At 57.9% G+C, this 13,393-nt stretch carries 8 protein-coding genes and 1 other RNA gene; 8 read left to right on the top strand and 1 reads right to left on the bottom strand.

Annotated elements, in window-relative coordinates; all coding sequences use genetic code 11:
- Positions 1-15 precede the first annotated feature (15 nt).
- Complete coding sequence (locus BM019_RS28530) at positions 16-783, bottom strand: FCD domain-containing protein (protein ID WP_092422168.1); 768 nt, start codon at positions 781-783, stop codon at positions 16-18.
- A gap of 261 nt (positions 784-1,044) precedes the next feature.
- On the opposite strand from BM019_RS28530, the gene BM019_RS28525 reads away from it, so the two are divergent.
- From BM019_RS28525 to BM019_RS28490, 8 genes are all read left to right on the top strand, one after another.
- Positions 1,045-2,730, top strand: coding sequence for a lactate permease LctP family transporter (locus tag BM019_RS28525; RefSeq protein WP_007920833.1), 1,686 nt, complete (start codon positions 1,045-1,047; stop codon positions 2,728-2,730).
- Between the two features lie 144 nt (positions 2,731-2,874).
- On the top strand, positions 2,875-3,699 hold the full coding sequence (locus BM019_RS28520) for a (Fe-S)-binding protein (RefSeq protein ID WP_092422165.1): 825 nt from the start codon (positions 2,875-2,877) through the stop codon (positions 3,697-3,699).
- Entirely contained in the window at positions 3,696-5,153 is a 1,458-nt protein-coding gene (locus BM019_RS28515) for a LutB/LldF family L-lactate oxidation iron-sulfur protein (protein WP_092422162.1), read from the top strand. Before BM019_RS28520 ends, BM019_RS28515 begins: the two co-directional genes overlap by 4 nt.
- Positions 5,150-5,821, top strand: a complete 672-nt coding sequence (locus BM019_RS28510) for a LutC/YkgG family protein (protein ID WP_092422159.1) — start codon at positions 5,150-5,152, stop codon at positions 5,819-5,821. Before BM019_RS28515 ends, BM019_RS28510 begins: the two co-directional genes overlap by 4 nt.
- Positions 5,818-8,628 (top strand): FAD-binding and (Fe-S)-binding domain-containing protein, encoded by a 2,811-nt coding sequence (locus BM019_RS28505; RefSeq protein ID WP_092422155.1) that lies wholly within the window; start codon positions 5,818-5,820, stop codon positions 8,626-8,628. Before BM019_RS28510 ends, BM019_RS28505 begins: the two co-directional genes overlap by 4 nt.
- A gap of 306 nt (positions 8,629-8,934) precedes the next feature.
- Positions 8,935-9,222, top strand: a complete 288-nt coding sequence (locus BM019_RS28500; RefSeq protein WP_092422152.1) for a hypothetical protein — start codon at positions 8,935-8,937, stop codon at positions 9,220-9,222.
- A gap of 79 nt (positions 9,223-9,301) precedes the next feature.
- Positions 9,302-9,693, top strand: a transfer-messenger RNA (tmRNA) gene (gene ssrA, locus BM019_RS28495).
- A gap of 722 nt (positions 9,694-10,415) precedes the next feature.
- Positions 10,416-12,998, top strand: coding sequence for an HD domain-containing protein (locus tag BM019_RS28490; protein ID WP_092422149.1), 2,583 nt, complete (start codon positions 10,416-10,418; stop codon positions 12,996-12,998).
- Positions 12,999-13,393 lie beyond the last annotated feature (395 nt).

The following is a 13,393-nucleotide window of genomic DNA, read 5'->3' as shown; positions in this document are numbered from 1 at the left end:
CGATGAATCTCCCAACTAAATCCCCTTGCGCCGCTCCGCCCGGGCCACGCGCTGCACTTCCTGACGCACCTCTTCCAGCACTTCCTGCACATACAGAATGTGCCGGCTGGAGACTTCGCGCGCCTGCTCGGCCCGCCCTTCGATAATCGCCTGGTACAGCTCGCGGTGCTGGCTGATCAGCATGTCGCGGGTTTCGGTGCGCTGCTTGTACATACCGCCAATGTTGGTCACCACGTTGCGCTTGAGCAGATCGAACAGCCCGCGAATGGTATGCAGCAACACGGCATTGTGACTGGCCTCGGCAATCGCCAGGTGGAATTGCGCGTCTGCCGCGCCCTCTTCCGCCCGGCTCACATCGCCGGCCCGGGAATAGCAATCCTGCAACTCCTCGAAGGCCGCGGTGAGCCGTTCACGATCCACCTCGGTGGCACGCAATGCTGCGTAATAGGCACATGAGGCTTCCAGGGTGTGGCGAAACTCCAGCAAGTCACGCTGGGCTTCAGGGTTGCTTTCCAACAACTGCAGCAGCGGATCGCTGAAGGTCGAGCCCAGCGACTCCACCACATAGTTGCCGCCACCCTGGCGACTGACCAGCAAGCCCTTGGCCGTGAGTTTCTGGATCGCCTCGCGCAACGACGGTCGCGAGACACCGAACTGTTCCGCCAACGCACGCTCCGCCGGCAGGCGCTCACCGGACTTCAACGTGCCCTCAAGGATCATCCCCTCGAGCCGCTCGACAATATCGTCAGACAAACGGCGCTGACGAATCTGATCAAACCCCATAACTCACTCTCCACGATCCCGACCGCGCGCCGGGCTCTCTATTCTGGCCTATCGGGGCCCCGCCAGCACCTATCAGAACGCAGGTTGGCGAGCGGATCAGATGCCATCTGCACCGCACCTTCGACAAAAGTTTTAGGGCGGCAAATTGACACATCGCTCACAAGGCTTTTACCCTAGCCAACAGCGATTGTAAATTGGTCTTACCAATTAACCAAATACGCTGACCAGTGCCTGACCAACAACAATTAGGGGCCACCCCATATGCAAACCTGGCAACAGCTTTACAGCCCGCTCGGCAGCCTCGGCCTGTCCGCCCTCGCCGCCGTCATCCCGATTGTCTTCTTCTTCCTGGCTCTGGCCGTGTTCCGTCTCAAAGGACACGTCGCCGGCAGCATCACCCTGGCGCTATCGATTCTGGTGGCGATCTTCGCCTTCCAGATGCCCGCCGACATGGCGCTTGCCGCCGCTGGCTATGGATTTGCCTACGGTCTGTGGCCCATAGCCTGGATCATCGTCGCCGCCGTATTCCTCTACAAACTGACGGTCAAGAGCGGCCAGTTCGAGGTCATCCGCAGCTCCGTGCTGTCGATCACCGACGACCAGCGCCTGCAGGTGCTGCTGATCGGTTTCTGCTTCGGGGCCTTTCTCGAAGGTGCCGCCGGGTTCGGCGCGCCGGTCGCCATTACCGCCGCGCTGCTGGTGGGCCTGGGATTCAATCCGCTGTACGCCGCCGGCCTGTGCCTGATCGCCAACACCGCCCCAGTGGCCTTTGGCGCCCTGGGCATTCCGATCATCGTGGCTGGCCAGGTGACCGGCATCGACGCGTTCAAGATCGGCGCCATGACCGGCCGCCAGCTGCCGCTGCTGTCGCTATTCGTGCCGTTCTGGCTGGTGTTCATGATGGACGGCCTGCGTGGCGTCAAAGAGACCTGGCCCGCGGCGCTGGTGGCCGGCCTGAGCTTTGCCGTGACCCAGTACTTCACCTCGAACTTCATCGGCCCGGAGCTGCCGGATATCACCTCGGCCCTGGCCAGCCTGGTTTCCCTGACCCTGTTCCTCAAGGTCTGGCAACCCAAGCGTTCGTTCGCCGCGGCCACCGCCAGCGTCGGCGCCGCGGCCGTGCGCAACGGCGGTTTCGGCCAGCCGCGTACCACCCAGCCTTCGCCCTACAGCTTTGGTGAAATCTTCAAGGCCTGGTCGCCATTCCTGATTCTCACCGTGCTGGTCACTATCTGGACGCTCAAGCCGTTCAAGGCGATGTTCGCCGCCGGCGGCTCGATGTACAGCTGGGTATTCAACTTCGCGATTCCGCACCTGGATCAGCTGGTGATCAAGAGCGCGCCGATCGTCGCCACTCCGACCGCGATTCCAGCGGTGTTCAAGCTCGACCCGATTTCCGCCACCGGCACAGCGATTTTCTTCTCCGCGCTGATCTCGATGCTGGTGCTGAAGATCAATTTCAAAACTGGTCTGACCACTTTAAAAGAGACCTTCTACGAACTGCGCTGGCCGATCCTGTCCATCGGTATGGTGCTGGCCTTCGCCTTTGTCACCAACTACTCCGGCATGTCCTCGACCATGGCCCTGGTGCTGGCCGGCACCGGCGCGGCGTTCCCGTTCTTCTCGCCGTTCCTCGGCTGGCTGGGGGTGTTCCTGACCGGTTCGGACACTTCGTCCAACGCCCTGTTCAGCTCGCTGCAAGCCACCACCGCGCACCAGATCGGCGTCAACGACACCCTGCTGGTAGCGGCCAACACCAGCGGCGGCGTGACCGGCAAGATGATCTCGCCACAATCGATCGCCGTGGCCTGCGCCGCCACCGGCCTGGTAGGCAAGGAATCGGACCTGTTCCGCTTCACCCTCAAGCACAGCCTATTCTTTGCCACCATCGTCGGCCTGATCACCCTGGCCCAGGCCTACTGGTTCACCGGCATGCTGGTGCACTGATCGCGACACCGAAAGAACCGGCGCCGGAGCACCCTTGCGGCGCCTGCAACTCACAACCCGGTCTGCAAGGCTGCTGAAAGCTTGTCTCTCTATATTCAGCAGCCGCCGCAGACGGATAACCGGGACCACCCGGAGACACGCCTGATGAGCGAGCTTTTTTACAACGCCGTGCCTAACGCGACCCGTGTCGCACCGCCCTTGGCCGAACCGCGCCAGTACCCCAGCGAGAAACCGTCGCGGGTCTACCTGTTCGGCACCTGCGTGGTCGACCTGCTCTATCCCGAAGCCGGGATGGATGCGATTCACCTGCTCGAGCGCGAAGGCATTCGCGTGGAGTACCCGCAAGGGCAAAGCTGCTGCGGACAACCGGCCTACACCTCGGGTTACACCGAGCAGGCGCGCACCGTGGCCCGCTCGCAACTGGCGCTGTTCGCCGGCGACTATCCGGTGGTGGTGCCGTCGGGTTCCTGCGCGGGCATGCTGCGCGAGCACTACGCGGACTTGTTCAAGGACGAGCCGCAAACCTTGAAGCAGGTGCAGGCCCTGGCCGAACGTACCTATGAGCTGGCGGAGTTCCTGTTGCACGTATGCAAGGTGCAGCTCAAGGACAGTGGCGAGCCGATCAAGGTGGCGCTGCACACCTCCTGCTCGGCACGGCGCGAGATGAATACCCACCTGCACGGTCGTGAGCTGCTGGCACAACTGGGCAACGTGGAGCGGGTAGAACACGACCACGAAAGCGAATGCTGTGGCTTTGGCGGGACTTTCAGCGTCCGAATGCCGGACATCTCCGGCGCGATGGTCGCGGACAAGACCCGCGCGCTGAAGGAATCCGGCGCCCACCAGGTGCTGAGCGCCGACTGCGGCTGCTTGATGAACATCAACGGCTCGTTGGAGAAACAACGGGAAGCGCTGCGCGGCCAACACCTGGCCAGCTTCCTCTGGCAACGTACCGGAGGTGCCGCATGAGCGCCCCGGAGCTGATTCCGACGACCAACGTGTCGGACGATTTTCGCACCCGGGCCCACCAGGCCCTGGGTGACCGACAACTGCGAAACAACTTTCGCAGCGCCATGGATTCCCTCATGGCCAAACGTGCGGCGTCGTTCAGCGATGCCCACGAGCGCGAACACCTGCGGGCCCTGGGCAATGCGATCAAGGCCCGTGCGTTATCCAAGCTGCCCGACCTGCTCGAGCAGCTTGAACAGAACCTGACCCGCAACGGTGTGACAGTGCACTGGGCGGAAACGGTGGACGAGGCCAATGGCATCGTCCTCTCGATCATCCGGGCTCACGAGGCGCGGCAAGTGATCAAGGGCAAATCGATGGTCAGCGAAGAGATGGAGATGAACCATGTCCTCGCTGAACAAGGCATTGAATGCCTTGAGTCGGACATGGGCGAGTTCATCGTCCAGCTCGACCACGAGAAGCCTTCACACATAATCATGCCGGCGATCCACAAGAACGCCGGTCAGGTCGCGTCCTTGTTCCACGACAAACTTGGCGTGGAGTACACCAAGGACGTTGACCAACTCATTCAGATCGGTCGCAGGGTCCTGCGGCAGAAGTTCTTCGAAGCGGACATCGGCGTCTCCGGCGTCAACTTCGCCGTGGCCGAGACCGGCACCCTGCTGCTGGTGGAAAACGAAGGCAACGGCCGCATGTCGACCACGGTGCCGCCCGTGCACATCGCCGTCACCGGTATCGAGAAGGTCGTCGAGAACCTGCGCGACGTGGTGCCGCTGCTGTCGCTGCTGACCCGCTCGGCGCTGGGCCAGCCGATCACCACCTACGTCAACATGATCTCCGGCCCGCGCAAGGAGCATGAGCTGGATGGCCCGCAGCAAGTGCACCTGGTGCTGCTCGACAACGGTCGCAGCCAGGCCTTCGCCGACAGCGAATTGCGCCAGACCCTGAACTGCATCCGCTGCGGCGCCTGCATGAACCATTGCCCGGTCTACACCCGCATCGGCGGCCACGCCTACGGCGAGGTCTACCCCGGCCCCATCGGCAAGATCATCACCCCGCACATGGTCGGCCTGGCCAAGGTGCCGGATCATCCGAGCGCGTCTTCGCTGTGTGGCGCCTGCGGCGAAGTGTGTCCGGTGAAGATCCCGATCCCGAGCCTGCTGCGCCGCCTGCGCGAAGAGAACGTCAAGGCCCCGGACAGCCCCCATCAGGTGATGCGCGGCCAGGGCAGCAAGTACTCGCGCAAGGAACGTTTTATCTGGAACGCCTGGGCCAGGCTCAACAGCTCACCCACGCTGTATCGCCTGTTTACACTGGCGGCCACCCGCCTGCGCGCGCTGACCCCGAGCAACGTCGGCCCCTGGACGCAAAACCACAGCGCACCGAAACCCGCCGCCCGGTCCTTGCACGACCTGGCCCGCGAGCATCTGGCCAAACAGGGAGAACGTCGATGAGCGCCAAACAGAACATCCTCGGCAAGCTGCGCAGCAGCCTGACGGGCACCACGCCGATTGTGGATAACTTCGATGAGGCACTGGTCACCGAGCCTTATACCTACACACCGGAACAACGCATCCCGCAGCTGCGCAAGCAGATGGAAGCGGTGCACACCGAGATTCATCAGACCACCGCCCAGGACTGGCCGGCGCTGCTCGCCCGCCTGCTGGGCGAACGCCAATTACCGAGCCTGCTGATCGCCCCGACCACGCCCCACGGCCGGCGCGTCAGCCAATACTGGGCCGAGCATCCCGGACTGCCGACGTTGAAGGCCTACGATCGGCCCGTCGAGGAATGGAAAGCCGAGCTGTTCAACGACACCCCGGCCAGCCTCACCACTACCCTCGGCGCCATCGCCGCCACCGGCAGCCTGATCCTCTGGCCGACCCGCGAAGAACCGCGGCTGATGAGCCTGGTGCCACCGGTGCATTTCGCCCTGCTCAAGGCCAGCGAGATCCGCGACAACTTCTATCAGGTCCAGCAGGAATACGCCTGGGCCCAGGGCATGCCGACCAACGCGCTGCTGGTGTCCGGCCCGTCGAAGACCGCCGATATCGAGCAGGTCCTGGCCTACGGCGCCCACGGCCCGAAAGACCTGGTGGTGCTGATTCTGGAGGACCAATGAGTCTACCGGCGGCTTTTCTGCGTGATGCCCAACAACTGATCCCCCAGGAGCGGCGTTTCGACGATCCGCTCTCCACCCTGGCCTTCGGCACCGATGCGAGTTTTTATCGGCTGATTCCGCAACTGGTGATCCGCGTCGAGTCCGAAGACGAAGTGGTGGCCCTGCTCAAGCTGGCCCAGCGCGACCGCGTGCCGGTGACCTTCCGCGCCGCCGGCACCAGCCTGTCGGGACAGGCCATCAGCGATTCGGTGCTGCTGGTGCTCGGCGATAACTGGAATGCCCGCGAGATCCGCGACCAGGGCCAGCAGATCCGCCTGCAACCGGGGGTGATCGGCGCCCAGGCCAACGCCTGGCTGGCACCGTTCGGACGCAAGATCGGCCCCGACCCAGCCTCGATCAACGCCTGCAAGATCGGCGGCATCGTCGCCAACAATGCCAGCGGCATGTGCTGCGGTACTGCGCAAAACACCTACCACACCCTGGCCGGCCTGCGCCTGGTGTTGGCCGACGGCACTCGCCTGGACACCGAAGACGCCGCCAGCGTCGCGGCCTTCCGCAGCAGCCATGGCGATCTGCTGGAACGCCTGGCCAGCCTGGGCCGCGAGACCCGCGCCAACAGTGAACTGGCGGCGAAGATCCGCCACAAATATCGCCTGAAAAACACCACCGGCCTGTCCCTCAACGCCCTGGTGGATTTCGATGAGCCGCTGGACATCCTCAGCCACCTGCTGGTGGGCTCCGAAGGCACCCTGGGCTTTATCAGCGCGGTGACCTACGACACGGTGATCGACCACCCGCACAAGGCTTCGGCGCTGATCGTCTTCCCGGATGTGGAAACCTGCTGCAACGCAGTAACCGTGCTGAAAAACCAATCGGTGTCCGCCGTGGAACTGCTGGACCGCCGCAGCCTGCGTTCGGTGCAGGACAAACCCGGGATGCCGGCTTTCGTCCAGCAACTGTCCGCCAATGCCTGCGCGCTGCTGATCGAGTCCCGCGCCGCGTCTTCCGCGCTGCTGCAGGAACAACTGGCGCAGATCATGGCGTCCCTCGCCTCCTTCCCGGTGGAAAAACAGGTCGATTTCACCGAAGACCCGAAGGAAAACGCCCGGCTCTGGGCGATCCGCAAGGACACCTTTCCCGCCGTCGGCGCGGTGCGCAAGACCGGCACCACGGTGATCATCGAAGACGTGACCTTCCCGGTGGAACAGCTGGCGATCGGCGTCAATCGCCTGATCGCGCTGTTCGACAAACACAGCTACGACGAGGCGATCCTGTTCGGCCATGCGCTGGAGGGCAACCTGCATTTCGTCTTCACCCAGGGCTTCAACAGCGCCGAGGAGGTGGCGCGCTACCAGGCTTTCATGGATGACGTGGCGCAACTGGTGGCGGTGGAATTCGGCGGCTCGCTGAAGGCCGAGCACGGCACCGGGCGCAACATGGCGCCCTTCGTCGAACTGGAATGGGGCAGCGATGCCTACCAGTTGATGTGGCAACTCAAGCGCCTGCTCGACCCCAACGGCATCCTCAACCCGGACGTGGTGCTCAGCGAAGACCCGCAGATCCACCTCAAGCACCTCAAGCCGCTGCCGGCGGCCGACGAGATTGTGGATAAGTGCATCGAGTGCGGCTTCTGCGAACCGGTGTGCCCGTCCAAGGGGCTGACCCTGAGCCCGCGCCAGCGCATTGTGATCTGGCGCGATATCCAGGCCCGCAAGCGCGCCGGCATCGACACCACCGAACTGGAAGCGGCCTATCAATACCAGGGCATCGACACCTGCGCGGCCACCGGCCTGTGCGCCCAGCGCTGCCCGGTGGGCATCAACACCGGCGAGCTGGTGAAAAAGCTGCGCAGCCAGCACGCCACGCACGCCAAGGCGGCCGATTGGCTCGGCTCGCACTTCGCCACCACCCTGCAGGGCGCGCGGTTCACTCTGCACGTGGCCAACGGTGCGCGGATGCTGCTGGGGGCGCCACGCCTGGCCAGGGTTTCGGCGGCGCTGACCAAACTATCCAAGGGCCAGGTGCCGCAATGGACCAGCGCCATGCCGCAGCCGGAGCGGGCCATTCGGTTCAGCCCGGCCGTCAGCGACCAGCGGCCACGGGTGGTCTACCTGGCGGCCTGTGTGTCGCGAGTCATGGGCCCGGCGGCCGTGGACAAAGAGCAAAGCTCGCTCTACGACAAAACCCGTGGCCTGCTGGAAAAAGCCGGTTACCAGGTGGTGATCCCGGACAACGTCGAAAGCCTGTGCTGCGGCCAGCCGTTCGCCTCCAAGGACTATGCGGAACAGGCCGAGCACAAGCGCCAGGAACTGATCGGCGCCCTGCTCCACGCCAGCCGCGGTGGCCTCGACCCGATCTACTGCGACACCAGCCCCTGCACCCTGCGTCTGGTGCAAGACCTGGGTGACGTGCGCCTGGACCTGTACGACCCGGTGCGCTTCATCCGCACCCACCTGATGGACAAGCTCGAGTTCACCCCTCAGGAAGCGCCGGTCGCCGTGCACGTCACCTGCAGCACCCAACACCTGGGCGAAAGCCAGGCGCTGATCGACCTGGCGCGGCGTTGCAGCAACAACGTGGTAATCCCGGAAGGCATCCATTGCTGCGGCTTCGCCGGCGACAAAGGTTTCACCACACCAGAGCTCAACGCCCACGCCCTGCGCAGCCTCAAAGACGCGGTGCAGTACTGCAGCGAAGGCATCTCCACCAGCCGCACCTGTGAAATCGGCCTGAGCCAGCATGGCGGGATCGATTATCACGGGCTGGTCTACCTGGTGGACCGCGTGACCCAGGCTAGAACGGCTTGATCGGCATGTACCCACTGTAGGAGCGAGCTTGCTCGCGATGGACGTGAGAGCACTGCATTTACCCAGTCAATACGCGCTACCGTTGACGACCATCGCGAGCAAGCTTCGCTCCTACACCGGCATTAGGCGTTTCCCCCCTTTTTTACGCCCGCATGCTCAGTGGTCGTGCCCCTGGGCAGAAAAATAGAACCCTGGCGAACCCGCGCAGTCCACCGATCAAGCCCCCGGAAAACGGGAGCTTCCCGAAACCCGGCAGTTCGTGCTGATGGCCAGCAGCGCCTGGCCCTTCAGTTCAAGGAGACGCATATGAAACGCTCTGTACTGTTAGGCCTGTTCGTGACCGCCTCGATCCTGGCTTCCCCCGGCTTCGCCGGGAACCAGGAAGACCTGTGCCAGGTGAACCTGCAAACCATCCGTGATGCACGGACCACCATCCAGGCCGCGGACCTGCAGGCCAACATCGACGCCACCGTGCAACAAGCCCAGGCGGCCCAGGCGAAAAACACCGAGGAAGGCACCAAGGAATGCATCGCCCTGACCACCCGCGCGATCCAGACCATCCAGAACAGCACCAAGGGTGAAGGCGGCGGCTAACAGGCCCCGCCTTCGGGATGGCCTTGCGGGCCATTTTGGCGTAGACTGTACAAACCTGCTGGTAATGCACAGCAGGTTCGGGGCCGTTTAGGATTCGACGCCGGTTGCGAAACTTTAGGTGCATGCCGAGTTGGTAACAGAACTCGTAAATCCACTGTTGCAACTTCCTATAGTTGCCAATGACGAAACCTACGGGGAATACGCTCTCGCTGCGTAAGCGGCGCTAGCCTTCCTTCTGGTACCTTCGGGTCCAGCAATCATCAGGGGATGTCTGTAAACCCGAAATGATTGTCATACAGAACAGAATCGCCGTGCAGTACGTTGTGGACGAAGCGGCTAAAACTTACACAACTCGCCCAAAGCACCCTGCCCGTCGGGTCGCTGAGGGTTAACTCAATAGACACGGCTACGCATGTAGTACCGACAGCGGAGTACTGGCGGACGGGGGTTCAAATCCCCCCGGCTCCACCAAATAATCAATCAAAGACGTCCACGGACGTCTTTTTTTGTGCCTGAAATTCAGTGAAATCAAGGGCTTCAGCTCCATTGGTTTCCGTAGAAGAGTTTTGAGTTCCACTCGTTTTGGTATTCCAAATGGTATTCCAGGCATCCCTGATGCTAATTTTTGGAATACCAAAACGGTGTCAGAGGTAGCTCTCATGCCTGCTCAAGCCCATCGCCTAACCGGGTCGATGTGGTTTTGGCCTACATTGGAGGTCGAGCGTGACCAAGCCCTTCGATATGGCGCTGTTCCTGAATGGCGTTCTAGTGGGCTCGAAAGTCACGCAACAATGGCACCTACGACAAGCCCGGATCATGCAAGCTGCCACCCGATATTACTACCGACTCACTACTCTATTAGTCTGAAAGCGATTAGGGAGCAACCAGGAGTTACTGATCGATCGATAGAGCAGTCAAGGGTAGGCAACCTATCAGCTTAGTTATTCACTGAGCTCTACCTTCGCGTGAGGATCATATTGGCAAATGACATTGCTCAAGCATAAGCACTGCGATGACGAAAAATGCCAGAAGCGGATGGTGGACGAGAGCATGGCATTTTGATAGCGTGAATTCAGATAAAAGTACTGCAGCCAAGAGTTTAAGCTGCTCAACCGAATTTCAAAAACACCCAAACAACACTAAGAACTCACCACTTTATTAAAGTGCATCGAACAGAATCAAGGAATAAGATAATGTCAGAAATGCCGCTCGGCTACGCACTGTATAATCGCACACTAAACAGCAACTCAACCGAATACAAAGTAGAGCGCGACAAATTACGAGGAAGCTTTCTTGCTGCTCGCAATAACGTCAAACACCTAATTGCGAGTATCCACACTCAACTGCATGGACTAACAGTACATGATATAAGCCATGTGGATTCATTATGGAGGTTAGCAGACGAAATACTAGGAACTAACTACCCTTTAAATGAAGCGGAGGCATACGTTTTAGGAGGGGCCTTTCTCCTTCATGATTCCGCCCACACAAAGGAAGCGTTTGCTGGAGGCATTGAGGAAATTAAGAAAACAATAGAGTGGAAAGATTTGATCGGTCAAAACTTTGACCAAAATGATCCCACCCCGAACAGTCCAGAAGAAAAACAAGCTTTATTTTTCACACTCCGTCATTTGCACGCGGACCAAGCAAAAATCCTTCCTAAACTTAGGTGGAATATACCTGGATGTGACGACCAGATGTATATAATTGAAGACTTCGAACTCAGGGAATATTACGGAGATCTGATCGGCGAACTTGCCGCCAGTCATCATTGGAGCACATCTGAAGTACTTCAAACCTTCGAAAAGCGGGTTTTATCCCCCCCATCTTGCTTAGAAAATACCAACTGGGATGTCGACGCGCTTAAAATTGCTTTCATTCTGAGAACCGCAGACGCCGCCCACTTAGATGCGAAACGCGCCCCATGGTTTTTATTTGCACTGCAACAACCAGAGGGAGTATCTCAAGAGCACTGGCGCTTTCAAGCTAAAATGGGCGTACCACGACTCACAAACAGCAATGAACTTAAATTTACTGCTGGTTCTAGCTTCAGTGCTTCAGAGAAAAGAGCTTGGTGGCTTGCATATGACACCATTAATATGGTGGATAAGGAGTTGCGTCATGCTCATAGCATTTTGGGAGAGTTTGGTAGAACACAATTTGCAGCGGAACGTGTTACAGGAGCTGGATCTGTAGAGCTTTTCTCGAAACATGTCCGAGCAATCGGATGGGAGCCAATCGACACATCACCCAAGATCAGTAACATACCATTTGTCATAGCAAATCTTGGAGGAGCAGCACTCTATGGCGAACATCCATATGTAGCTATTCGAGAGCTAATACAAAATTCAGCCGACTCAATCCGAGCGCTCAGAAATTTGGGCTACATTGATGAGAACGAGGGAAAGATCACCGTCACACTAAGCTTTGAAGAAGATATTCCCCATATCACCATTAAAGATAACGGGCTTGGCATGAGCAAGTTCGTACTTACAAATGTACTCACCGATTTCGGTACGTCACTTTGGAGATCTGCACACTTACGAAGCGAGCTTCCAGGATTAGCCAGCACACAATTCAAATCAGTCGGAAAATTTGGAATTGGCTTCTTCTCGGTATTCATGCTAGGAGAAAATATATCCATAATAACAAGAAGATTTGAACCAAAAGCGGGAGAGGAGTCCCAATGGAAAATGCAGTTTGAACATGGGCTCCCTGATCGCCCCACAGTTTCACAGCCAAGTATAAAAGAAAGGCTAAGAACTCAAGGAACCGAGATAAAAATAGCACTAAAAAATGGAGTATTAAAAAGTCTTCTTAACAACCCCAAAACAGAAGACTCCATGGACTATCTCAACCATGAAACCAAACTAACCGAGACTAAAAAATCAAACCTCAAGCTTGAAAGATTAGTAAAAACCATTTTCCCTATGGCCGATATAGACATATATTGCCAATATAACGACGAGACACCATACAAAATCATCACAGCCAACGATTGGAAAAAATGCAGCGATAAAGAAATCCACCAACGCACCTCTTGTGATTCCTCATCACTGACAACCTTAACTGATAAAGAAGGTAATATAATAGGAAAACTCGCCATAGGCACCCGATACATATCCGTTAGACCCGCTTCAATTACTTTTCAGGGGTTATGGTGCGGAGAGCTCAGTGGAGTTACGGGCTTTATTGCAACCACATCAAACAATCGTGAGGCAAGTCGGCATGATGGCGTAATCACTAGTGACATTAGCATTTGGAAAAAATGGGCCTCAGATGTTTTGGCTACAGAGAAGGACCTATCGTTCAACAAACTACTTGCTTTACACCCATTAGTTCCGAACCTCGACTTACCTGTATGGACACAAGGAGGGAAACTCTTCAGCACCGACCAACTTAAGAGATACTTATCTACTATCGACAAAATACTTATACATTACGGAGAGCTAAAACACGAAAGCCACGACGAAATGAGCAGTGATTCATTTGAAAGCGGCCTAAGTTTAAAGCCCGAACTAATTTGCATCCCTCACTTTTCACCTTCACGGTATGCAAAACCCCCAAAAAGACATGTCCGATACTGGATCAACTCGAGCAATCAAACATTTCCATGGAACATCGGAGCAACACCGATAGATTATTCAGAAACACTAATATCACTTCTCGATGATGTTTGGGGCAACTATACAGAAATTGATGACGAGGAATATGTTATTGGCTCTGTCGACCACACGGAACTTATACGCAATATCACCATTTACTCGAGAAGTTAACTACACCTTATAAACTTCATCCTACACAACCACCAAATTACTCAACGAACGCGGACGTCATTAGCCGTCCGCGCTCATGGGTTTGGGCTGCGCAAGAAAACTCTGAAGAATGAGCCCTGTCAACTATAGTAGTCCAAAATTGCGTCCCTTCGCACCTCAACACTTGGAGGGACTCTCACTTTGGTCTGAGACTCACAACGCCGATGTGAGGGGGTCTACAACCATGTTTTTTACAGATACCAACCTATCGCCACTTGCAGCTAAGCGACAACTCAAACTCAAGCATGGTTACGAATCATGCTAGTTGGATTGTGTGCAAAGGGTGGCCACCTTAAGTACAGCATCCAAGTTGGTACTCCAACCAAAAAAGAACTGACAACAAACATATAAATCAA

The organism is Pseudomonas sp. NFPP07, from assembly GCF_900115645.1.
GTDB classification, from domain to species: domain Bacteria; phylum Pseudomonadota; class Gammaproteobacteria; order Pseudomonadales; family Pseudomonadaceae; genus Aquipseudomonas; species Aquipseudomonas chlororaphis.
Note: the sequence above shows the minus strand (reverse complement) of the source record. Positions and strands in the feature narration are given on the sequence as shown.

Coding starts and splice junctions, on each gene's coding strand:
- BM019_RS28530 (WP_092422168.1), bottom strand. CDS start 783: ATGGGGTTTGATCAGATTCGTCAGCGCCGTTTGTCTGACGATATTGTC.
- BM019_RS28525 (WP_007920833.1), top strand. CDS start 1,045: ATGCAAACCTGGCAACAGCTTTACAGCCCGCTCGGCAGCCTCGGCCTG.
- BM019_RS28520 (WP_092422165.1), top strand. CDS start 2,875: ATGAGCGAGCTTTTTTACAACGCCGTGCCTAACGCGACCCGTGTCGCA.
- BM019_RS28515 (WP_092422162.1), top strand. CDS start 3,696: ATGAGCGCCCCGGAGCTGATTCCGACGACCAACGTGTCGGACGATTTT.
- BM019_RS28510 (WP_092422159.1), top strand. CDS start 5,150: ATGAGCGCCAAACAGAACATCCTCGGCAAGCTGCGCAGCAGCCTGACG.
- BM019_RS28505 (WP_092422155.1), top strand. CDS start 5,818: ATGAGTCTACCGGCGGCTTTTCTGCGTGATGCCCAACAACTGATCCCC.
- BM019_RS28500 (WP_092422152.1), top strand. CDS start 8,935: ATGAAACGCTCTGTACTGTTAGGCCTGTTCGTGACCGCCTCGATCCTG.
- BM019_RS28490 (WP_092422149.1), top strand. CDS start 10,416: ATGTCAGAAATGCCGCTCGGCTACGCACTGTATAATCGCACACTAAAC.